The sequence below is a fragment of the Tardiphaga sp. P9-11 genome (assembly GCF_008329525.1).
In the GTDB taxonomy this organism is placed as follows: domain Bacteria; phylum Pseudomonadota; class Alphaproteobacteria; order Rhizobiales; family Xanthobacteraceae; genus Tardiphaga.
In genome coordinates, this window is sequence record NZ_NPKQ01000001.1 from 25,714 (window position 1) to 48,102 (window position 22,389).

At 62.1% G+C, this 22,389-nt stretch carries 20 protein-coding genes; 10 read left to right on the top strand and 10 right to left on the bottom strand.

Annotation, left to right across the window (positions count from 1 at the left end):
* Positions 1-10: 10 nt before the first annotated feature.
* Both CIW50_RS00110 and CIW50_RS00115 read right to left on the bottom strand, forming a co-directional pair.
* Positions 11-1,228, bottom strand: coding sequence for an ABC transporter substrate-binding protein (locus tag CIW50_RS00110; RefSeq protein WP_149529288.1), 1,218 nt, complete (start codon positions 1,226-1,228; stop codon positions 11-13).
* A gap of 105 nt (positions 1,229-1,333) precedes the next feature.
* A complete protein-coding gene (locus tag CIW50_RS00115; RefSeq protein WP_149529289.1) occupies positions 1,334-2,554 on the bottom strand; it encodes an ABC transporter substrate-binding protein in 1,221 nt (406 codons plus the stop codon).
* 347 nt (positions 2,555-2,901) lie between these two features.
* Between CIW50_RS00115 and CIW50_RS00120 the strand changes: the two genes are divergently transcribed.
* Both CIW50_RS00120 and CIW50_RS00125 read left to right on the top strand, forming a co-directional pair.
* Positions 2,902-4,251: an outer membrane protein gene (locus CIW50_RS00120; protein WP_149529290.1), complete on the top strand. Its 1,350-nt coding sequence runs from the start codon at positions 2,902-2,904 to the stop codon at positions 4,249-4,251.
* A gap of 197 nt (positions 4,252-4,448) precedes the next feature.
* Positions 4,449-5,855 carry an outer membrane protein gene (locus tag CIW50_RS00125; RefSeq protein ID WP_149529291.1) on the top strand — a complete coding sequence of 469 codons (1,407 nt, stop codon included), beginning with the start codon at positions 4,449-4,451 and terminating at the stop codon, positions 5,853-5,855.
* 71 nt (positions 5,856-5,926) lie between these two features.
* Here the strand turns inward: CIW50_RS00125 and CIW50_RS00130 are convergent, their stop codons facing one another.
* Positions 5,927-6,853 carry a class I SAM-dependent DNA methyltransferase gene (locus tag CIW50_RS00130; protein WP_149529292.1) on the bottom strand — a complete coding sequence of 309 codons (927 nt, stop codon included), beginning with the start codon at positions 6,851-6,853 and terminating at the stop codon, positions 5,927-5,929.
* 73 nt (positions 6,854-6,926) lie between these two features.
* Here CIW50_RS00130 and CIW50_RS00135 point away from each other — a divergent pair, with 73 nt between their 5' ends.
* The 4 genes from CIW50_RS00135 to CIW50_RS00150 all read left to right on the top strand — a co-directional run bounded on the left by CIW50_RS00135 (position 6,927) and on the right by CIW50_RS00150 (position 11,413).
* Positions 6,927-7,967: a ligase-associated DNA damage response exonuclease gene (locus tag CIW50_RS00135; protein WP_149529293.1), complete on the top strand. Its 1,041-nt coding sequence runs from the start codon at positions 6,927-6,929 to the stop codon at positions 7,965-7,967.
* Positions 7,964-9,640: a cisplatin damage response ATP-dependent DNA ligase gene (locus CIW50_RS00140; protein ID WP_149529294.1), complete on the top strand. Its 1,677-nt coding sequence runs from the start codon at positions 7,964-7,966 to the stop codon at positions 9,638-9,640. The genes CIW50_RS00135 and CIW50_RS00140 overlap by 4 nt, the downstream gene beginning before the upstream one ends.
* 72 nt (positions 9,641-9,712) lie before the next feature.
* Positions 9,713-10,033: a DUF6460 domain-containing protein gene (locus tag CIW50_RS00145; protein WP_116664735.1), complete on the top strand. Its 321-nt coding sequence runs from the start codon at positions 9,713-9,715 to the stop codon at positions 10,031-10,033.
* Between the two features lie 30 nt (positions 10,034-10,063).
* Positions 10,064-11,413, top strand: a complete 1,350-nt coding sequence (locus CIW50_RS00150) for an MATE family efflux transporter (RefSeq protein ID WP_149529295.1) — start codon at positions 10,064-10,066, stop codon at positions 11,411-11,413.
* Here the strand turns inward: CIW50_RS00150 and CIW50_RS00155 are convergent.
* Both CIW50_RS00155 and CIW50_RS00160 read right to left on the bottom strand, forming a co-directional pair.
* Positions 11,388-12,482 carry a quinone-dependent dihydroorotate dehydrogenase gene (locus CIW50_RS00155; protein ID WP_149529296.1) on the bottom strand — a complete coding sequence of 365 codons (1,095 nt, stop codon included), beginning with the start codon at positions 12,480-12,482 and terminating at the stop codon, positions 11,388-11,390. The two genes, CIW50_RS00150 and CIW50_RS00155, sit on opposite strands and share 26 nt — an antisense overlap.
* A complete protein-coding gene (locus tag CIW50_RS00160; RefSeq protein WP_149529297.1) occupies positions 12,479-12,823 on the bottom strand; it encodes a DUF952 domain-containing protein in 345 nt (114 codons plus the stop codon). Before CIW50_RS00160 ends, CIW50_RS00155 begins: the two co-directional genes overlap by 4 nt.
* 235 nt (positions 12,824-13,058) lie before the next feature.
* On the opposite strand from CIW50_RS00160, the gene CIW50_RS00165 reads away from it, so the two are divergent.
* Together CIW50_RS00165 and CIW50_RS00170 are read left to right on the top strand one after the other, a co-directional pair.
* Positions 13,059-13,688, top strand: coding sequence for a S24 family peptidase (locus CIW50_RS00165; RefSeq protein WP_149530334.1), 630 nt, complete (start codon positions 13,059-13,061; stop codon positions 13,686-13,688).
* 83 nt (positions 13,689-13,771) lie between these two features.
* Positions 13,772-14,281, top strand: coding sequence for an SgcJ/EcaC family oxidoreductase (locus CIW50_RS00170; RefSeq protein WP_149529298.1), 510 nt, complete (start codon positions 13,772-13,774; stop codon positions 14,279-14,281).
* Positions 14,282-14,344: 63 nt separating this feature from the next.
* Here CIW50_RS00170 and CIW50_RS00175 read toward each other — a convergent pair whose 3' ends face one another.
* Positions 14,345-15,988 (bottom strand): lysine--tRNA ligase, encoded by a 1,644-nt coding sequence (locus CIW50_RS00175; RefSeq protein WP_149529299.1) that lies wholly within the window; start codon positions 15,986-15,988, stop codon positions 14,345-14,347.
* Between the two features lie 71 nt (positions 15,989-16,059).
* Entirely contained in the window at positions 16,060-16,890 is an 831-nt protein-coding gene (locus tag CIW50_RS00180; protein WP_502707337.1) for a transporter substrate-binding domain-containing protein, read from the bottom strand.
* A gap of 182 nt (positions 16,891-17,072) precedes the next feature.
* Between CIW50_RS00180 and CIW50_RS00185 the strand changes: the two genes are divergently transcribed.
* Positions 17,073-19,046: a glycosyltransferase gene (locus tag CIW50_RS00185; protein ID WP_149529301.1), complete on the top strand. Its 1,974-nt coding sequence runs from the start codon at positions 17,073-17,075 to the stop codon at positions 19,044-19,046.
* Here the strand turns inward: CIW50_RS00185 and CIW50_RS00190 are convergent.
* From CIW50_RS00190 to CIW50_RS00200, 3 genes are all read right to left on the bottom strand, one after another.
* Positions 19,037-19,630: an SCO family protein gene (locus CIW50_RS00190; protein WP_149529302.1), complete on the bottom strand. Its 594-nt coding sequence runs from the start codon at positions 19,628-19,630 to the stop codon at positions 19,037-19,039. The two genes, CIW50_RS00185 and CIW50_RS00190, sit on opposite strands and share 10 nt — an antisense overlap.
* Before the next feature lie 45 nt (positions 19,631-19,675).
* Entirely contained in the window at positions 19,676-19,837 is a 162-nt protein-coding gene (locus tag CIW50_RS00195) for a hypothetical protein (protein WP_246664089.1), read from the bottom strand.
* 177 nt (positions 19,838-20,014) lie between these two features.
* Entirely contained in the window at positions 20,015-20,473 is a 459-nt protein-coding gene (locus CIW50_RS00200; RefSeq protein ID WP_149529304.1) for a Clp protease/crotonase-like domain-containing protein, read from the bottom strand.
* A 256-nt stretch (positions 20,474-20,729) separates the two neighbouring features.
* On the opposite strand from CIW50_RS00200, the gene CIW50_RS00205 reads away from it, so the two are divergent.
* Positions 20,730-22,388, top strand: a complete 1,659-nt coding sequence (locus tag CIW50_RS00205) for an FAD-binding dehydrogenase (RefSeq protein WP_149529305.1) — start codon at positions 20,730-20,732, stop codon at positions 22,386-22,388.
* The last annotated feature ends 1 nt before the right edge of the window (position 22,389 follow it).

Here is a 22,389-nt window from a genome sequence, read left to right on the forward strand (position 1 = left end):
ACTGAAGACGCTATTGCGTCACCGACTTGTCGGAGATGATCCAGTCCTTGCCGTCGAACCGCTGGGTATACAGCGTCGCCATCGGAACATAGGCCTCATTAGTATAGCTGTAGCTCACGCCCGGCAGCATTTGCGGAGCGCGGAATCCGTTCAGGCCGATGGCCTGTTTCAGCACGTTCGCATGGGTGAGATCATCGCCACAACGACGCAGGATCTCGGCCATCGACACGGCCTGGCCATAACCGAAGAAGGCGATCGAATTATCCGCGGAGACCGTCGGCAGATATTTTGCGCGCAAAGCCTCGAACGCCACGATGTCGGGATCCTTGGCATAAAGCGGCGAGCCTATGTCCTTGCCATAGGCAATCGAGACGATGCCCTTGGCATTCTCCAACCCGGCCGCCTCCAGGATCGATCGGCCGGTGGAGCCTGCAGATAACAACTGCAGCGGCTTCCAGCCGAGCTCGACCACCTTGCGGATTGACTGCGACGTCGCCTTGCCGGTGGTGATGTTATAGAAAACATCGGCGCCGGATTTGGCGAGATTGATCAGCTGCGAATCGATCGTGGGATCGGTGAGATCGTAGGTCACCTCGGCGATCACCTTCGCGGTGCCGCCGGCTTTCGCGAGTTCATCCTTGAACGGCCCGAGGAAATCCCGGCCGAAATCGTCGTTCTGATAGAGGATTCCGACTTTCGCATTCGGATTCATGCTGACGACATACTTGGCGAGAATACGCGCCTCGGTCGGATACAGTGGCAGGCCAGCCATGGTCCATTTGTTGTTCTTCGGATCGTTCCACTTCGATGCGCCTGTGTTGAGCAGCAGCTGCGGCACGCCCTTGGAATTGAGATATTTGTGCACGGCCGTCTGCGGCGCTGTGCCGAGCGAGCCATAGAGTGCCAGCACTTCATCCTGCTCAACGAGGCGACGCGTCGCCTCGACCGCCTTCGGTGCGCTGTAGGAATCGTCCATCGTCAGGAACTTGATCTTGCGGCCGTTGATGCCGCCTTTTTCGTTCAAGCTCTGGAAATAGGCTTCGCCGACGCGGCCGAGCACGCCATAGAGCGAACCGGGGCCGCTATGTGGAATGGTCTGCCCGATCTTGATCTCGGTATCGCTGGCGCCCGGATCGTACTTCTTGTCAGCGGCAACAGCGGCCGTCACAGTCAGTGGCAACACGACGACGGCGACCCGCGCCGCAGACGCAAATAATCCCTTGTTCATAGCGTTCTCTCCCTGATGATTTTTGATCCGGCTCTTTGCGAGTCCGATTGGTCGTCTCCATCCCCGGCCTATCACCGAGGATGGTCATTACTTTAAAATACGCGCTTACTGACTCACCGGCTTATCCGACAGATCCCAGTCGGTGCCGTTGAAGGTGCCGACATAGAGCGCCTTGATGGTGGTGTAGTCGGTCGGCGTAAATCCATAGGTGATCCCCGGAAGGAACACCGGTGCGCGATAGCCTTCCAGATTAGTGGCGTGCTTGAGCACGTTCTCGCGGGTGAGATCGTCGCCGCAACGGCGCAGGATTTCCGCCATGGTCACGCCCTGCGAATAGCCCTGAAACGCGATGGTGTTATCGAGATCCACATTGGGCAGATACTTCTTGCGCAGCTCCTGGAAGGCAATCACGTCCGGATCGTCCTTCCACTTTTCGCTGCCGACTTCCTTCGTATAGGTCATCGCAACGATGCCCTTGGCGTTCTCGGCGCCGGCGGCGTTGATGATCGAGCGACCGCTTGAGGTCGACACCAGCAGATGCAGCGGCTTCCAGCCAAGCTCCGCAACCTTGCGGATCGATTGCGACGTCGCCTTGCCGGTGGAGATGTTGAAGAATGTATCCGCACCCGATTTGGCGAGATTGATCAGCTGGGAATCGATGGTCGGATCGGTGAGGTCATAGGACGCCTCGGCTGCGACCTTCGCCGTGCCGCCGGCCTCGACGAGAATCTCCTTGAACGCATTCATGAAATCCTTCCCGAACTCGTCGTTCTGATAAAGGATCGCGACCTTGGCATTCGGCTTGGCCTGCATCAGGTAGCGCGCGATGATGCGGCCCTCGGTCGAATAGATCGGCAGGCCCGGCGTGGTCCACTTGAACTCCTTCGGGTTGTTCCAGCGCGACGCGCCGGTGTTCAGCAGGAGCTGCGGGATCTTCTTGCTGTTAAGGAACTTCTGCACCGCCGACTGCGGCGCAGTGCCCAGCGAGCCGAACAGCGCCAGCACCTCGTCCTGCTCGGCGAGCCGGCGGGTGGCCTCGACGGCCTTCGGCGCACTGTAGGCATCGTCCAGCGACATGAAATTGATCTTGCGGCCGTTGATGCCGCCCTTCTCGTTCAGCATCTGGAAATAGGCGGCCTGGGTGCGGCCAATCACGCCGTAAAGCGATCCGGCGCCGCTATAGGGGATGGTCTGGCCGAGCTTGATCTCGGTATCGCTGGCACCGGGATCGTATTTCTTGTCCGCCGCAAAGGCCGGATGGGCCAAAACGAAGACCGCGGCAGCGAGGGTTGCGGTCCTGAAGACGGAACTGTGGCGCGAAAGCATCTGGTGTTTTCTCCCTGAGACCCGCTTGTGCGGGTGTGTTTTTATGACCCGCCGCCGCGTTGATCGTGGCTGTACGGGCTTGCTCACATCCTCTGCGGACACGGCAGGGTTGGCAATCCCCGGCAGGTTGCCGCGTGTTTTCCGTGGGTTGGGGCTATTGACGAGGCGTCAGCGCACAGAAACGTGGCGTAATACGCAACCGCGCACCGGCACCTAAACGCTTATTTAACCGGCTTTTTTGGCCGGCGCTCCTGCGGTTGCAATGTCGGACAGTGTGGCCGCCCGGATACAGCCAACCCGACCCGACTCCCCTATTCTACCGGTTCAAATTTGAACTGGGGTCGACCATGAAACGTATTCTTCTTGCCAGCGCCGCGATCATCGGCACCGCCGTCAGCGCGCAGGCCGCCGACATGGCCGTCAAGGCCCCTTATTATAAGGCACCGCTTGTCTCGGTCTATAACTGGACCGGCTTCTACATCGGCGTGAACGCCGGCGTCGGCATCGGCCGTGATCGTACCACCCACAGCTACACCGGCGACTCGCTGTATATCGCCCCGCAGGGCGGCTTCGGTGGCGGCCAGATCGGCTACAACTGGCAGGGCGACTCGCTGCTCGGGCCGATCGTTTACGGCCTCGAAGCTGACATCCAGGGTTCGGGCCTCACCGGCGGTGGCGCCAATGTGGTTGGCCCGCTGCAGACCGTCTACGGTCAGAAGTCGGATTGGTTCGGCACCGTTCGCGGTCGCGTCGGCCTCGCAACCGGTCCGGTCCTCAGCTACTTCACCGGTGGTTTCGCTTACGGCAACGTCAAGTCCACGATCACCGAAGGCGGCGTGACGGCATTCTCGGACAACCGCATGGCGACTGGCTGGACCATCGGCAGCGGCGTGGAAGCTGCGCTCGGCGGCAACTGGACCGGCAAGATCGAATATCTCTACCTGAACCTCGGCAACCGCTCCGACGCGTTCGCCACGCCCACCCAGCTCACCAACACCGAGCTGCGTGAAAACCTGTTCCGCGTCGGTCTGAACTACCGTATCGGCGGCAACAGCGTTTACACCCCGGTCGCTGCGGCGAACTGGAGCGGCTGGTATCTCGGCGGCAACATCGGCTCCGGCACCGGTCGCGATCGCACCACGCTCACCGGCGTCGCCCCTGCTCCCGAGCGGTTCAGCCTCGCTCCGGACGGCATCAACGGCGGCGCCCAGATCGGTTACAACTGGCAGGCATCGAACTGGGTCTACGGTATCGAAACCGACATCCAGGCTTCCAGCCAGCGTGACAACAAGACCGCGGTCGCTCTCGGCCTCGTCAACTACGATCAGAAGCTGCCCTGGTTCGGCACGGTTCGTGGCCGCCTCGGCTACTCGGTTGGTTCGACCCTGTTCTACGCCACCGGCGGTTACGCTTACGGCGGCGTGAAGACCAAGATCAACGCACTGGGTGTCGAAGTTGCGAACGCTTCGACCACCAAGAGCGGCTGGACCGCTGGCGCTGGCATCGAGACCCCGTTCAAGCTGCTCGGCCTGTTCGGACCGAACTGGACCTCGAAGACCGAATATCTCTATGTCGATCTCGGCTCGGCCTCGACCACGATCGTTCCCGGCGTCGTCACCGAGAGCAAGGTCACCGAGCACATCTTCCGCACGGGCCTGAACTACCACTTCAACAGCCCGGTCGTTGCGAAGTACTGATCACAGCGACATTCGCTCAATCGAAAACCCCGGCCTCGCGGCCGGGGTTTTTGTTTGTGTCATCGGACAACGCTGTTTGGGGAAAATTAACCACGAGGGAGGCAATATCTAGGTACCGCAATTTCTGGTCGCGCGGCTACAGACAGCATCTAGTTACCGCTTCATAGTTCGACCAGAAATCTGAACTGGATCCCTTCATGAAAAGCCTCTGCCTCACGACCGCGGCGCTGTTGTCCCTGACCGCCGGTGCGCAAGCCGCCGACATGGCCGTGAAGGCCCCCTACTACAAGGTGCCAGTAACAGCAGTTCATGACTGGACCGGATTCTACATGGGCGTGAACGCGGGCTACGGCGTCGGCCGGGATCGGCTGCAAAACAACGACCCCATCACTCCGGGTTCAGCCACCTCGACCTATCTGCAGCCCGCTGGCGGATTCGGTGGCGGCCAGATCGGATACAACTGGCAGACCGGTTCGATGTTCGGCCCGCTGGTCTACGGCCTCGAGGCCGACATCCAGGGCGGCGAGTTGAAGGACAGCTATCCGTTACTGAACAACGGTGCCTTTCCGCTGACGCCGCAGGACACCTACAGCCAGAAAATCGACTGGTTCGGCACGGTGCGCGGCCGCGTCGGTCTGGCAACGGGTCCGGTGCTCAGCTATGTGACCGGCGGCTATGCCTACGGCAACGTCACCACCACCACCTCCTCCCTGGGCTTTCCTGCCCTGGCTACGAGCCGTGTCCAGAGCGGCTGGACCGTCGGCAGCGGCGTCGAGGCATCTCTCGGCGGCAACTGGACCGGCAAGATCGAGTACCTCTATCTCAACCTCGGCAACAAGACCGACCAGGTGATGGTCCTCGGCACCTTTCCTCAAACCACCACCACGGAAGTGCGCGAGAATCTGTTTCGCGTCGGCCTGAACTATCGCATCGGCGGCAACAACAGCACCTATGTGCCGGCACCTGCCGCGAACTGGACCGGTTGGTATCTCGGCGGCAATGTCGGCTCCGGCATCGGACGCGACCGCACCACGGTCTCCAAAGCCGGTGACGGCCTTGGCGACTTCCCCTCCTACGATGCCTTCAACCTCGCCCCCGATGGCATCAATGGCGGCGTGCAGCTTGGTTACAACTGGCAGATGGCGAACTGGGTCTACGGTCTGGAAACCGACATCCAGGCCTCCAGCCAGCGCGACAACAAGACGGCCATTGGCCTCGGCGACGTCCCGTTCGATGCCAGACTGCCGTGGTTCGGCACCGTTCGCGGCCGCCTCGGCTACTCGGTCGGTTCAACGCTGTTCTATGCGACCGGCGGCTACGCCTATGGCGGCGTCAAGACCAAGGCCAGCGAAGGCGGTGTCATGCAGCTCAATGCATCGACCACGCTGAGCGGCTGGACCGCAGGCGCCGGCATCGAGACGCCTTTCACGTTGCTCGGCCTGTTCGGACCAAACTGGACCAGCAAGACCGAATATCTCTATGTCGATCTCGGTTCGACCTCGAGCCTGATCAACACCACGACCATCACGACCAGCGTCACCGAGCACATCTTCCGCACCGGGCTGAACTATCACTTCAACAGCCCGGTCGTTGCCAAGTACTGATCACAGCGACATCCGCTCAATCGAAAACCCCGGCCTTGCGGCCGGGTTTTTTGTTTGCCTCGGTACAGCCGTCACGGCCTAGACGCGACCATCACCAGACTTGGCACCGGCATCTCGCGCTCGTTGCGGATCGAGCCATGATCCACATGCTCAACCACAAGGCCTGCATCGGACAGCAATTCACGAAAATGCGCCTCGCTCTGGGCGTAGCGCAGGCCAGCGCCGAGAATGACGCCCGCGCCATCATGGGTCTCGGCCGTGAACGCGAACACTCCGCCCGGCTTCAGCACGCGACCTGCTTCGCCAATCAACGGTGCGAGATCGTGCAGATAGATCATCATATCCGCGGCCAGAATCAGGTCGACACTCACGTCCGGCCGATGCGTCAGTCCGGCTGCAGCGTCTGCGACTTCGAGCTCGTGATAGAGTCCCGTCGCGCGCGCCTGCTGGATCATGCCCGGAGATAAATCGATGCCGATGATCTCGTCGGTCAATGCAGCGAAGGCGCGGGCGGCGAGACCTGTGCCGCAACCGAGATCGATGGCGCAATGGAAGGAGGCCGGCCTGCCTTGAGCGACGCACGTCGCCAGCACCGCCTTGAACAGCAGATCCGGACCGCGATAGCCGAGATCGCCGACCAGTGAGGCCTCGAATTTCGGGGCGTATTGATCGTAGAGCGCTGTGACATAGCCCGGCGGCATTGCCGCAAGCGGGTCGCCATTTAGCCGCATCAGTCTCAAGCCTGCCCCATGAAAGTCGCAAGAATCCGCGGCTTTTGCGCGCCTGAATGCACCAATTGCGCCGTCCCGATCGCCGCGCCTTTCACTGACATCACCCAGCGCGAACCAGGCGGACACAAAGCCTGGCGCCTGCTCGGTCGCCTGCGTGAACAGGTCTGCCGCCGCAGCCAGATCGCCGCGCAATTGCAGATCGCGGCCGTAATCGAAGCGGCGGTCGGCGACCATATCGCCCGATGACTTGAAGACACGGCTGGGCATATGGGAACCGATACGACGGAGGTGCGTTCGCAGGCAGACTCGAACCGATCCCAACCCCGCCTATATAGTCGAGATGCGTCCGCAAGACATCCTGATGCCCGTCCCCGCCGGTCTTTATTGCAAGCCGGGTGGCTTCCATATCGACCCGGTCCGACCAGTGGATCGCGCGGTCATCACCCATGGCCATTCCGACCATGCGCGACCGGGCCACGGCCACGTGCTGGCCACCCAGGAAACCCTCGACATGATGCGGCTGCGCTATGGCGACAATTTCGCCTGCAGCACGCAGACCATTGCCTATGCCGAGACGGTCAAGCTCGGCGACGTCACGGTGTCCTGCCATCCCGCCGGCCATGTGCTGGGATCGGCGCAGATGGCGGTGACCTGCAAGGATATCTGCATCGTCGCGTCGGGCGATTACAAGGATGCCCATGATCCGACCTGCACGCCGTTCGAGGTCGTGCCCTGCGACGTGTTCATCACCGAAGCGACATTTGGTTTGCCGGTATTCCGCCATGGCGATACCGCCGACGAAGTGAAGAAGCTGCTGGCCTCCGTGGCGCTGTTTCCCGAGCGCGCGCATCTGGTCGGCGCATACTCCTTGGGAAAGGCGCAGCGCGTGATCAAACTGATCCGTCAGGCCGGCTATGACGCACCGATCTATCTGCACGGTGCGATGGAGAAGATCACGCACTACTATCAGAGTCGCGGCATCGATCTCGGCGAGTTGCGTCCGGTGAAGGGCGTCAGGAAAGCCGACCTCGCCGGCACCATCACGCTGGCGCCGCCATCGGCCACGTCGGATGTGTGGACGCGGCGCTTTCCCGATCCAGTCACCGCCTTTGCATCCGGCTGGATGCGCGTACGCGCCCGCGCGCGGCAACGCGGTGTCGAGCTGCCGCTGGTGATTTCGGATCACGCGGACTGGGACGGCCTGATCGCAACCATCGGCGCGACCGGCGCCGGCGAAATCTGGGTCACCCATGGCCAGGAAGACGCGCTGGTGCATTGGTGCCAGACACAAGGCCTAACCGCGCGGCCACTGGCACTGGTCGGCTATGGCGACGAGGAAGAAGAGGAAACGCTCCCTCCCGGCGAAAGCGCCGAGGCATGAACCGTTTCGCTGAACTGCTCGATCGCCTGGCCTATGAGCCCGGCCGCAACAACAAGCTGCGGCTGATCACTGGTTATTTCCGCGAAGTGCCGGATCCGGATCGCGGCTATGCACTGGCGGCGCTGACTGGCGCGCTGTCGTTCAAGCATGCCAAAGCGGGATTGATCCGCGATCTGATCGCATCGCGTACCGATCCGGTGTTGTTTGAGCTGTCTTACGACTATGTCGGCGATCTCTCGGAGACGGTGGCACTGATGTGGCCGAAATCGCCCGAGATCGCACACAACAATCCACCACCACCCACACTCACAGAAGTCGTCACCACACTGCGCACGCTCGCTAAGGCAGAACTGCCGGCGCAACTGATGCGGTGGCTCGATGAGCTGGACGAGACCGGGCGCTGGGCTCTGCTCAAGCTCGTCACCGGCGCCATGCGGATCGGCGTATCTGCGCGCCTCGCCAAGACCGCAGCTGCCGCGCTCGGCGACAAGGATCCGCATGACGTCGAGCTGATCTGGCCCGGCCTCGCGCCGCCCTATGGCGAATTGTTCGCCTGGCTCGAAGGCCGCGCTGACAAGCCGGTCAATCGCAATCCCGCGCCGTTCCGCCCGGTGATGCTGGCACATGCCATCGAGGAGTCCGACTTCGCCAATCTCGATGCGTCGGATTTCGTCGCGGAATGGAAATGGGATGGCATCCGGATTCAGGCAGTCAGCGGCAAAGGCGATGACGACAAGATCGTCACGCGGCTCTATTCGCGCACAGGCGAAGACGTCACCGGAAGTTTCCCGGATCTCACGCCATCGCTGCGATTGCCCGGCGCTATCGATGGCGAATTACTGGTACTGCGCGAGGGCCGCGTGCAGTCGTTCAACGTGCTGCAGCAACGGCTGAACCGAAAGAATGTGACGCCGAAGCTGATCAAGGACTATCCGATTCATCTGCGCGCCTACGACCTGCTCAGCGATGGCGAAACAGACCTGCGCGAACTGCCGTTCGAGCAGCGGCGTGCGAAGCTTGAAACATTCATCGCAGAGCTTGATGACGACAGGATCGACCTGTCCGCTCAGATCCCGTTCGCGACGTGGGACGCTCTCACCTCAGCCCGTGCCGATCCCGCCGGCGCAGGTGCCGGCGAGGATGCCGACGCCGTCGAAGGCGTGATGCTAAAACGGCGCGATTCTGCCTATCTGCCCGGGCGCCCCAAGGGCCAGTGGTGGAAATGGAAGCGCGATCCGCACGTGATCGACGCCGTGCTGATGTATGCGCAGCGCGGCCACGGCAAGCGCTCGTCTTATTATTCGGACTACACCTTCGGCGTCTGGACCGCAGGCGAGAACGGTGATCAGCTCGTGCCGGTCGGCAAGGCCTATTTCGGCTTCACCGACGAGGAGTTGCTGCAGATCGACCGTTTCGTCCGCCGCAATACCACGGAGAAGTTCGGGCCGGTGCGCCACGTTACCCATGAACCAGACAAGGGTCTCGTGCTCGAAGTCGCCTTCGAGGGCCTGGCACGTTCGTCGCGGCACAAATCGGGCGTCGCGATGCGGTTTCCGCGCATCAGCCGGCTGCGCTGGGACAAACCGCCGGCTGAAGCCGATCGACTGGAAACGCTGGAGCGCATGCTAAAGTCTGAGACCACAATTACGCCGGCCGAGCCTGCCACGTCTTGACGGCGCAAGCCGGTTCCCCATTTGCGTGGGACCACCTATGATGGGCGCGCGATTTGCGCGCAGGAGACCACGATGCAGCCAAATGAGAGCCAGGACTTCCAGAGCAAAGGCTTGCCGGCCAGCAATGACGGCCTGTCCCGCTTTCTGGGTGGATCGCCGCTGGCGGTGCTCGGCCGGCTGATCCTGCTGTCGATCCTGGTCGGTGTCGTGCTCGCCGCCATCGGCTTCGATCCGTGGAACATCGTCACCAGCATCCGCCGTCTGTTCCAGTGGGTCTATGACCTCGGCTTCGATGCCATCAATGGCCTCTGGCGCTACTTCCTGCTCGGCGCCGTGATCGTCGTGCCGATCTGGCTGATCATGCGGCTGTTCAGCGCCCCCCGCGGCCGCTGAGACGCGCGTCATCCACTTCAGGCTGCATTGATGTCGTCGGGATTGTCCGTCACCAACAGGCGCGTCCTTGCCATTGCTGGTCCGGCCATGCTGGCCAATCTGACGACGCCTCTGATCGGCATCGTCTCGACCGCGGCAATCGGCAGGCTTGGCGACCCGCACCTGCTCGGCGGTGTGGCTTTGGCCTCCGTGGCGTTCGACTGCATTTTCTGGCTGTTCGGATTTCTGCGCATGGCGACGGTTGCCTTCACCGCACAGGCGCTTGGCGCCGGTGACCGGATCGAGGTGCGCGCTATCCTGCTGCGCGCGTTGATGCTCGGAGCGGCGATCGGGCTGACGCTGATTATCTTGCGGACACCGCTGGCGGCGCTGGTGTTCAGCATCATGGGCGGCAGCGACGCCGTCACATCCGCCGCACGCCAGTATTTCTTCATCCGACTCTGGTCCGCGCCGCTGATGCTCGGCAACTATGTCATTCTCGGCTGGCTGGTCGGCCAGGCGCGGACCGGGATCGCTCTGGCACTGCAGGTCGGCATCAATCTCGCCAATATAGCGCTCACCGCCCTGCTGGTTCTGCAATTCGACTTTGGCGTCAGCGGCGCGGCACTGGCCACGGTGATCGCGGAAACCGCGGGCTTTCTCGCCGGCCTCATCGCCATGTGGAAAATCCTGGGCGGCCGCCTCGATGTGCCGCGCGCGATCCTGTTCGACCGCATCCGGCTACTACGGTTGTTCGCTGTCAATCGCGACATCATGATCCGTACGGCAGCACTGATTGCTGCATTTCTCTTCTTCACGGCGCAGGGCGCCCGTGCAGGCGACCTGACCCTGGCTGCCAATGCAGTGCTCAACAACTTCGTCATGATCGGCTCGTTCTTCCTCGACGGCATCGCCACCGCCGCCGAGCAACTCTGCGGTCAGGGCACCGGCGCTCGCGACCGCAAGCAGTTTTCCCGAGCCGTAAAGCTCGTCCTGATCTGGAGCACGGCATTCGGCATCGCTGTCACGTTGCTATTCGTGCTGTTCGGCGGCGCGCTGATCGATTTCATCACCACCAGCCCCGAAGTCCGGCTCGCTGCGCGGAACTACATGCTGCTGGCGGCGCTGGCGCCCGCCTGTGGCGTCCTCGCTTATGCTTATGACGGCATCTATATCGGCGCATCGTGGTCGCGCGACATGCGCAACCTGATGCTGCTGGCGCTGGCGATTTACATCGCCGCATGGTTCGCACTGGCCAGCCTTGGCAATACCGGACTATGGCTAGCCTTTCTGGTGTTCATGCTGTCGCGCGGCGCGTTGCAGGCGCTGCGTCATCCAGCTTTGCTGCGACAGTCGTTTCCGCAGCAGACTTGGCTTACCCCGGCCAGTCTTCCGCGGTGATGGTCGCCGCATCGGCGCCGACGATTTCCGACAGCGCTTCACGGCCGGTACGCAACAGCGTCGAGGACAGGTCAGCCTTGATGCTCTCGACCAGACCGACGCCTTTATAGACCAGCGAGGAATAGAGTTGGATCAGGCTCGCACCTGCGCGGATCTTGGTCAGTGCAGCGCCGCCCGAGTCGATGCCACCGGCACCGATCAGCGGGAACGCACCTTCGACGCGCACGAAGGTCTCCGCCACCATTCGGGTGGACAGCCTGAACAGCGGACGGCCTGACAATCCGCCCTGTTCCTTCGCACGCGTCTGCTCGCGCAATGTCGAGGGGCGGCCGATGCTGGTGTTCGCGACGATCATGCCGTCGACACGGCGCGAGCGCGCGACATGCACGACATCGTCGAGATCGGCGAGGCTGAGATCGGGCGCGATCTTCAGCAGCACCGGGGAATCTCCCGCATTCTTGCGGACGCGTTCACGCGCATCGATCACGCGTGCCAGGAGATCGTCGAGTTCGGCGGCCTGCTGCAGATTGCGCAGGCCCGGCGTGTTCGGCGATGATACGTTGACGGTGAAATAGCTCGCCACCGGCGCAAAGGTCTCGATCAGCCGCACATAATCCTGCGTGCGATCAAGCGAATCCTTGTTGGCGCCGACATTGACGCCGACGATACCGCCATTCTGCGCACGTGCAGCCAGCCGACGCAGCACGACCTCCGCACCGTCATTGTTGAAGCCGAGCCGGTTGATGACCGCTTCGTCACGCTCCAGCCGAAAGATGCGCGGGCGCGGATTGCCGGACTGCGGCTTCGGCGTCACCGAGCCGATCTCGGCAAAACCGAAGCCAAGACGCAGCAGCGCGTCCGGCACTTCGGCATTCTTGTCGAAGCCGGCAGCGATCCCGACCGGATTGGGGAAATTCAGACCGAATGCACGGACTGCGAGCTTCGGATCATCCGGTCGCGGGCGCGCATAGGGCAGCATGCGCAACCCGCGGATTGCGAGCCGATGCGCGTCTTCGGCATCAAGCAGACGCAACATCGGCAGGGAAAAGGCATCGAAAGCACGGATCACGATTTGAGCTCCGGAATGTCGTGGCTGCCGTCAGAGCGCGCGCGCAGGTCCATGATGGCGGTGACGGCGCCGAGATCGAGCTCTCCATAGAGATGCGGGAAAAGATCGCCGCCGCGGGATGGCTCCCAGCGCAGAAAATCGCCGAGTGCGTCTGCGTCCACAGCGATCAGAAACAGGCCGGTCTGGCCTAAATAGTACTTCCGGAGCGTCTCGGGGAGCTGCGTTGCGGTGGAAAAGTGGATGAAGCCATCCCGGGCATCATCGGCGCTGCCGCGATAGGTGCCTTGGCGCTCGGCCTCGCGCCAGCTCGAAGCCGGACAGATTTTATAGATGGTGCGCAACCGCCCGGACTTCCAAATTGTTGAATCAGCTGTTTTCGATGTGCGCGGACGCCCAGTCGCGGATTTCGGTGGCTGGAGTCGGCAACCGACCGTATCGGCCGCCCCCCTCCACTTCAAGGCTGCACATTTTTTTCAAATGCCTGTTGCGAAATCCGCGCATTCACGGCAATAATTCCTAGATTTCGCCACGATTCACCGCCCCGCAGAAATCCGGGCCAACGGACTGAAACCGATGATGCTTTCGCACACCCAGATCTGGAACGCCCTCGACCGCCTCGCGGAGCGCAACGGCCTGTCACCCTCCGGCCTAGCGAAGAAAGCAGGGCTCGATGCCACCACTTTCAACAAATCGAAGCGTATCACCAATGACGGCCGCGAGCGCTGGCCATCGACCGAGTCGGTTTCGAAAGCACTGACCGCTACCGGCGTGCCGATCGACAGTTTCGTCAACCTGATCGAAGGCACCAAGCGCATCGTGCAGTCGGTGCCATTGCTCGGCTTCGCGCAGGCCGGCCATGGCGGTTACTTCGATGACGCAGGTTTCCCCGCCGGCAGCAAGGGCTGGGATGAAGTCGGCCTGCCTTCGGTAAATGACGAACACGCTTATGCGCTGAAGATCATGGGCGACTCGATGAAGCCCGCCTATCGCGATGGCGACATCATCGTCGTCTCGCCGGAAGCGCAGATCCGCAAGGGCGACCGCGTCGTGGTCAAGACCAAGGATGGCGAGGTGATGGTCAAGGAGCTGAAGCGCCGGACTACCAAGCTGATCGAACTGCAGTCGCTCAATCCGAACCACGTCGACCGCTCGTTTCCGGCGAGCGACGTCGAATGGATCGCTCGCATCGTCTGGGCGAGCCAGTAATCAAACACACTCAGGACTGGCGTCTGGCCCCCGAATGATCTATGCGAGTTCCCTATCCGGAACTCGCAGCTTTGGGTGAAGCCATGACGACCAGAACAATCGCTATCGGCACGATCGCGTTGGCGCTGGTCAGCGCAGGCTCTCTCGCACATGCGAAGCCCATGAACTGCGCAGTCGTCACGACGAAGCAGGTCGAAGCCCTGTTCGACCGCTGGAATAGCTCGCTCGCGACGCTCGACCCCGCCAAGGTCACCGCCAACTACGCATCCGACGCGGTGTTGTTGCCGACAGTATCCAACGCACCGCGCACCGACAACGCCGGCATTCAGGATTACTTCGTCCACTTCCTGGAAAAGCACCCGCAAGGCAAGATCGACACGCGGACCGTCAAGATCGGCTGCAACATGGCATCCGACGTCGGCACCTACACCTTCACGCTGTCCGGCAAGTCCCCCGGCGATACGCAAATCGTCAAGGCCCGCTACAGCTATGTGTATGTCTACCGCGACAAGAAATGGCTGATCGCGCATCACCACTCGTCGGCCATGCCGGAGCCTGTCACGCCGGCGACAGCGACGGCAGCGCCGAAATAACCATCGAGAAAAAGGCGCGCTCCATCAGGAAGCGCGCCTTTGATGTTTCGTCTGGTATGAGCCTCAGGCCGAGCGCGCCAGCGCGCCGTCGATCATGTTGATCGCATTCTGCACGCCATAGACCGCGACGAAGGACCCGAAGCGCGGACCTTTCTCCTGGCCGAGCAGCACCTGATACAGCATGTTGAACCAGTCGAGCGATACGCCAGGCCGACCATCCTTGGCGAGCTTCTTGTGGTCGAGGAACGGCTCACGGCGACCGATCTCGTAGACCACGTTCTGGATGTCTTCAGGCGTTGCCTCCGCCGGCAAGCGCGACAGCGCATCGCGTAGATCCTGCAATGCCACACGCTCGACATCGGTGGGCTCGCGGAACGTCTTGGTCGGCGCCACGAAGTCCCGATAGTAATTGATGGCATAGCCGACCATCGCGTCGAGTCGCGGATGTGTCTGCGCGGAGATGCCCGGACGATAGCGCCGGATGAAACCCCACAGGGTCTCGGCATTCTCGGCGTTCGACGACGACACCAGTGTCAACAGCAGCTGGAACGTGACCGGCATGTCCGCCACCGGTGGATCGCCGGCATGGATGTGCCACGCCGGATTGGACAGGCGCTGCTTGGGATCCTGTTTCGCATAGCCTTCAACGAACTGCTGGTACTCGTCGACATTGCGCGGAATCACGTCGAAGAATAGCCGCTTCGCCGCCTTGGGCTCGCGATACATGAACAGCGACAGCGATTCCGGCGAGGCATAGCGCAGCCATTCGTCGATGGTCAGGCCATTGCCTTTCGATTTCGAAATCTTGCCGCCCTTGTCGTCGAGGAAGAGCTCATAGTTGAAGCCTTCCGGCGGCGTGCCGCCGAGCGCCGCGCAGATCTTGCCCGACAGCCTCACGGAATCGATGAGATCCTTGCCGGCCATTTCATAGTCGATGCCGAGCGCAGCCCAGCGCATCGCCCAGTCGGCCTTCCACTGGCACTTCACATTGCCGCCGGTGACCGGCGTCTCGACTTCCTCGTTGGTGTCGGGATCGACATAGGTGACGGTGCCGGCAGCCACGTCGCGGCGAATCATCGGCACCTGCAGAACCACACCCGTCGTCTTGCTGATGGGGAGGAACGGTGAATAAGTCGCACGGCGATCCGGGCCCAGCGTCGGCAGGATGATGTCCATGACCTTGTCATAGACCGCAAGCATCTTCAGCAGAGTCGCATCGAACCGGCCGGATGTGTAGTACTCGGTCGACGAGGCGAACTCGTAGTCGAAGCCGAACTGATCCAGGAAGACGCGCAGCCGGGCATTGTTGGCCGCACCGAAGGACGGATATTCGTTCGAGAACGGATCCGGGACACGCGTCAGCGGCTTGCCAAGATGCGCCGCCAACATGTCCTTGTTCGGCACATTGTCCGGCACCTTGCGCAGGCCGTCCATGTCGTCGGAGAAGGCGATCAGCCGGGTCTTGATCTTGTCCTCGGTGAGCACACGAAACGCATGGCGCACCATGGTGGTGCGCGCGACCTCGCCGAAGGTGCCGATATGCGGCAGGCCCGACGGACCGTAGCCGGTCTCGAACAGCACTTCCTGTTTCGGCGTTTTCTTCAGACGCGCCACCAGTGCCTTAGCCTGCTCGAACGGCCAGGCGTTGGAAGTCTCGGCAAGCGTGCGCAGCTCGCTCGGGCTCATGGTGGGGTCTAGCGTGGACATCGTGTTTTGGGCCTCCGGGCCGCGGAACCTAGCGGCTCCGCACCGAAATGCCAAACCGCGAATGAAAGGAATTAGAATGGGCTGACCGAGAAATAACGCAGCCATAAATCCGTGTAGCGGCCTTTCTCCCAGACCCGGAACAGGGCCCAGTTCAGCGCCTGGCGCAGCGTGTCATTGCCTTTGCGGACCGCAATGCCGACACCCTCGCCGAAAAAACGGCTTTCAATGAAGGGGCCGCCGCTGAAGGCGCAGCAGTCCGTGGAGTCGCTGCCGTTGATCCAGAAAGCGAACGAAATCGCATCGCCGAAGATGAAATCGACCTCGCTGCGTTTCAGCGCCTGGCGTAGCGCATCGTCGCTCGGGAAAGGCACCAGCACCGCATCGGTGAACATCGCCTTCAGATAGGCCTCATGGGTCGAGCCGGCGATCACGCCGACCTTCTTGCCTTCGAGATATTCCGGGCGAATCTCCGGCATCACAGCATTCTTGCGGGCCACGAAGCGAGCCGGCGCGCGGTAATAGGGATCGGTGAAATCGACGCGGGCACGAATCTGAGGTGTCACCGCCATGGAGGCAATGATGGCGTCGCCGCGGTTGCTGGAAATGGCATCGAGCAGCGTCTCGAAGCGGCGCATCTGCACCGTGCAGGTGACCTTGATCTCCTCGCAAAGAAGGCGCGCGAGATCGACGTTGAAGCCGGCCGGGTTGCCGTCGGGACCGGTGAAATTGAACGGCGGATAGTCGGTCTCGGTCAGGAAGCGGATCACGGTGATGCGCGACAGGTCGGGCCGGTCCGGACGGCGCCGCGGATCCCAGAAGCCCGGCACGGCCTGCGGGCCCGGCTGGCTCACGGCCGGTGCCGAAGTCTGCGCGAAACCGGCCGTCGCCGAAAACAACGACATCCACGCGCCCAGCAGCATGCCAAGAGTCAGCTTGAGCGTCAGCGCAGTTGCGCGACACTTCGTCAGAGGTATTTGGTTGCTGGAATTAACCATCTGTGGTTGCATACAGGTGCTTCCGGATCGCGGTCTTATAGACCATCCGGCGTAAGACGCGAGTAGCGTTTGTGGTGTGAGGGCGTTGCATGGGCGTGCAGCAATCTTTCCAGGGTGATCAGCCGCGCGTCTGGCGCCAGCCGGCCGCCGCGCTACACCCGCCTCACTTATCGCCCGGCTGGGCATCCTCCTCCGCCACACCTAACCCCGGAGAGCCAGACCACCGCGAAAACACGGCCAGCGAGCTCGACTGCCTGCGCGGTATCCTCCCGCTGCCCCTGTTGCAGGCCGCGGAGCGCCGGAGCCGCGACCTCAATCTGGGGGCCGATCAGATCCTGATCCAATGGGGTGTCATCAGCGAGGAGAAGTATGTCGCGCATCTGGCGAGCCACCTTGGCATCGGCTTCGATGATCTCTCGACTGTCGGGCGCGCTCACTGTCCCCTGGCGGATGCCGAGCTTCCGGGGATCGCAGAGTTCGGCATCCTGCCCCTCCGGAAGGGTGACACACTCAACTGGATCGTCACGCCGCGTGCCTTTACGGCACGGCGCCTGACGCACTTCTCTACGACGCATCCATCGCTCGTTGCGCGCATTCGCCTGACCACGCGACGTCACCTGCATCAATATCTGACCGAACAAACCGGCGACGCGTTGTCGCATATCGCCGCCGAAGGCCTGCTACAGAAGCAACCGGCTATGTCAGCCAAGTCAGCCGTCGGTTGGCGCAAGGGATTGCGGCCTGCGATTCTGCTGCTGGCATGCGCGGTCCTCGCGCTTCTGTATCCGGCGCTGACGATGGACCTGATCGGCGGCCTGGCGGCGGTCTGGTTTCTCACCTTCTCGCTCCTCAGGCTTGCTTGCGTGCTGGTTCCGCCGCAGCCAGAGCGACAGTTGCCGCCGCTGCGTGACGATCAATTGCCGATCTATTCCGTCGTTGTTGCGCTGTATCGCGAAGAGGCCTCCGTACCGGGCCTGCTGCGATCGCTCCAGAAACTCGACTATCCCGCGGAGAAACTCGACATCATTCTCATTCTCGAGCCTGACGACTTGCGGACCCGCGCGGCCGTTGCCAGAGCCCGGCCGGGACCGCAGGTTCAGGTCCTCATCGCGCAGACTGGAGGGCCGCAGACCAAGCCGAAGGCGCTGAATGTTGCGCTCCCTTTCGTGCGCGGCAGTTTTCTGACCGTGTTCGACGCCGAGGACGATCCCGATCCCGGCCAGTTGCGCGCTGCGCTCAACATGTTTCGCCAGCACAACGATGATGTCGCCTGCGTTCAGGCCGGGCTGCATTTCGACAATCTGACGCACAGCCTGTTCTCGCGCATGGCGAGCGTTGAATATGCCGGGCTGTTCGCAGTGTTCCTGCCCGGGCTTGTCGCGCTGGGCATGCCATTGCCGCTTGGCGGCACCTCAAATCATTTCCGCACCGACACCTTGCGCCGCATCGGCGGCTGGGATGCCTATAACGTCACGGAAGACGCCGACCTCGGGATTCGCCTGGCGCGACTGGGCTATCGCTCCGTGACCATTCCATCGGTCACACTTGAGGAAGCACCGATCGCCTTCAGCGCGTGGCTGCGGCAACGCTCGCGCTGGATGAAGGGCTGGATGCAGACCTGGGCCGTTCATATGCGCGATCCCCGGCGGCTGTGGGACGAAGCCGGCCCGCGGGGATTTCTCGCGCTCAACATCATCTTCGGCGGCAATATCCTGACGTCGCTCGCCTTTGCGGTGCTGATCGTCAAGCTTATTGCCTACCTGCTGCTTGCCGATAGCGGTCTGCTGTTTGGCGATCGACTGTCGTCATTGCACCTGCTGGCCATCGCCTGCGGCTTCATAGCGACCTGCATCATCGGCCTCACCGGCCTGATGCGCCGTGGCCGTCTGCGCGACGGCTGGATCCTGGCCCTGACGCCGATCTATTGGGGATGTCTCTCGATCGCGACCTGGCGCGCGCTGTGGCAGTTCTGGACGCGGCGCTATCACTGGGAAAAGACCGAGCACGGACTCGTGCATCGGACCGGGACGATGGCAGTGAACCGCAGGCGACCTCAGAGATAGCGTTTGAGATCCGTGGCCGCTTCTTCCGGCTTACGCTTGAGGTTGAACGGCGCGACGAAATTGCCGTCGCGGTCCATCAGATAAATCAGCGCGGTATGATCCATCGTGTAGTCGCCGTCCTTGGTCGGCACCTTCTTGGCATAGACGCGGTAGCCAGAAATCACCTTCGCCACCGCGTCGGGCGTGCCAGTCAATCCCTTCAGGTGCGGATCGAAGCTCGACAGGTACTCCTTCATGATCGCCGCCGTATCGCGCTCGGGATCGACCGAAACGAAATAGGTATTGATACGATCGGCGTCCTTGCCCATCGCGCGCAGCACTTCCGACATTTCGAACAGCGAGGTCGGGCAGATATCCGGGCAATGGGTGAAGCCGAAGAAGACCAGCGTCGGCTTGCCCTTCAGGCTCTGCTCGGTGACGGTCTGGCCGGACTGATCGGTGAGCTGGAATGGACCGCCGATCGAGGCCGGTGCGGCGACATTGCGGAAACCACCCGTCAGCCACAGCACGACCAGCAATCCCGCCGCGAGGCTGCCAGCGAAGGCAGCAATGATGACCAGCGGCCGGGTGGTTCGATCAGTCATGGAATGTCCCTTGGAATGTCTTTTGAATCGCCCTTTGGCAGCCGGTCATATGCAGGCGGCGATGCCGGACTTGACCATCTCGAAAAACACGGCCGTGCCGTAATGGGCCCACAGCCCGATGGCGCCGACCAGAAGGAGCGCTACGAACGTCGCGGCCGATGCGACAATGACCGACGCAAGCCGTGACGGCCGCTCGGACGCGGGCATCGTGCTCTCCGGGGTCGATAAAGACTGCACCATCAGATGATCTCGGAACGGCCAAGGCCCGAGATCATTCAGGAGCCGCCATCCAAGTTCCAGATAGGCTGAGATGATGGCGCGGGCAAGCGTTCCCGGCGCCGCAGGGGGATCACGTCATGCTGATGGTATAAAAATCAAACCAGCCTAGCGCGCGCTGGAGGCGTGGGCGTCCATGTAACAGGGCTTGTACATCCCCATCAGCTGGCGACCGCGCAGGAAGATCATCTGCGTCTTCAGCCCACCACGCTTCGAAATCCAGCGCCGGATCTGCGTCGGATACATCGAATACAGCATCTGGGTGGCTTCCGGGTTGGTCACCGCGCGGCCATTGGCGCCCATGTCCCAGGCCGCATGAAAGCCGAGATTGGCATTGGAGGTGACGCAAATCCGGTCATGCGGAACCGCGCCGAGCACGATCGTGCAGGCCGAGGCACACAGGCCGTCGATGATCACGGTTTCGCCGGAAGTGCGCAATCCCTGATACTTGTCGACATAGGTTCCGATCCGTCCGCCGCGATCGTCCGAGATGCGAACCACCGCATGACTTGCCCCGACGCCCGCGAACAGCAAGACCGCCGCCAGCAAACCCGTAACGAACTTCATGTCCAGCCCCAAAACCTGTCGATCCCGAATCTGAGTGTCCCGGTGATGCAGGACCTGGTCAGCGTGTTGCCAGATCGTGTCTTTGTCCAGACGAGCATGACGCTTCCAATGCGATTCAAATCGAGTGTTGCGCGCGGGATGCACCTCGTTCGCTTGCGGGTATCAATCTGAAACAGCGCCGCCTTCGCACGCAATTTCCGTTGACCAAAGTTCCCGCGCCGACTTCAATCTCCATTAACAAAATGGGGGAAACACAATGGCCGGTGATGCGGATGTCATCGTCGTCGGTGGCGGGCTTGCGGGCCTCGTTGCGGCGACGGAAATTGCCGACGCCGGCAAGCGTGTTGTCGTGGTCGATCAGGAAGGCGAACAGAATCTCGGCGGCCAGGCGTTCTGGTCGTTCGGTGGTTTGTTCTTCGTCGATTCGCCGGAACAGCGACGCCTCGGCATCAAAGACTCTTATGATCTGGCGATGCAGGACTGGCATGGCACTGCCGGTTTCGATCGCGACGAGGATCTGTGGCCACGACGCTGGGCGGAGGCCTATGTCGCTTTCGCCGCCGGCGAGAAACGCGACTGGCTGCGCGCCATGGGTCACCGCGTATTTCCCGTGGTCGGCTGGGCCGAGCGCGGCGGCTACGACGCGATGGGTCACGGCAATTCGGTTCCACGCTTTCATGTCACCTGGGGCACCGGCCCCGGCATCGTCGAGCCCTTCGAGCGGCGAGCGCGCGACGCGCAGAAGAAAGGCCTGCTGAGTTTCAGGTTCCGCCACCGCGTAGATGCGCTCAGCATCACCAACGGAACCGTCGATGGTGTGACCGGGGCGATTCTCGAACCATCCAACGCCGAACGCGGCGAAAGTAGCTCACGCAATGCCATCGGCGACTTTTCGCTGCGCGCACAGGCCGTGATCGTCGCCTCCGGCGGCATCGGCGGCAATCATGATCTGGTGCGGCAAAACTGGCCGAAGCGTCTCGGCGAACCGCCGAAGCGCATGATCTCCGGCGTACCCGCCCATGTCGACGGTCGCATGATGGGCATCACCGAAGCCGCCGGTGCGCGGCTGATCAATCGCGATCGCATGTGGCATTATGTCGAAGGCATCGAGAACTGGAATCCGATCTGGCCGAAACACGGCATCCGTATTCTGCCAGGCCCGTCGTCGATGTGGTTCGACGCCACCGGCAAGCGGCTGCCGGCGCCGCTGTTTCCCGGCTCCGATACGCTGGGCCAACTGCAATACATTCAGTCCACCGGCCATGATTACTCATGGTTCGTGCTGACGCAGGCGATCATCAAAAAGGAGTTTGCGCTCTCGGGCTCCGAGCAAAATCCCGACCTCACCGGCAAGAGCTGGCTGATGACCGCGCGCCGCGCCACCAACAAAGGCGCGCCGGCGCCGGTCGAAGCCTTCAAGGATCACGGCATCGACTTCGTGGTGCGCGACAATCTCGACGACCTCGTCAGCGCGATGAATGCGCTGACCGGCGACAATCTGCTGAAGCTCGACGATATCCGGACGCAGATCGAGGCGCGTGACCGCACCATGGCCAATCCCTACGTCAAGGATGCGCAGGTAATGAACATCCACAATGCACGCAAATATATCGGCGACCGCCTGATCCGCACGGCCAAACCGCATCGCATTCTCGATCCCGCCTACGGCCCGTTGATCGCCGTGCGGCTCAACATCCTGACCCGCAAAACACTTGGAGGGTTCGAGACCGATCTGGACTCACGCGTATTCGGCAGCAACGGCCAGATCATGCCCGGCCTCTATGCGGTCGGCGAAGCCGCTGGCTTCGGTGGCGGCGGCATGCACGGCTATCGCTCGCTGGAAGGGACGTTTCTCGGCGGATGTCTGTTCACCGGCCGCACGGCGGGGCGTGCGGCCGCGAAGGCGGTGTCGTGAC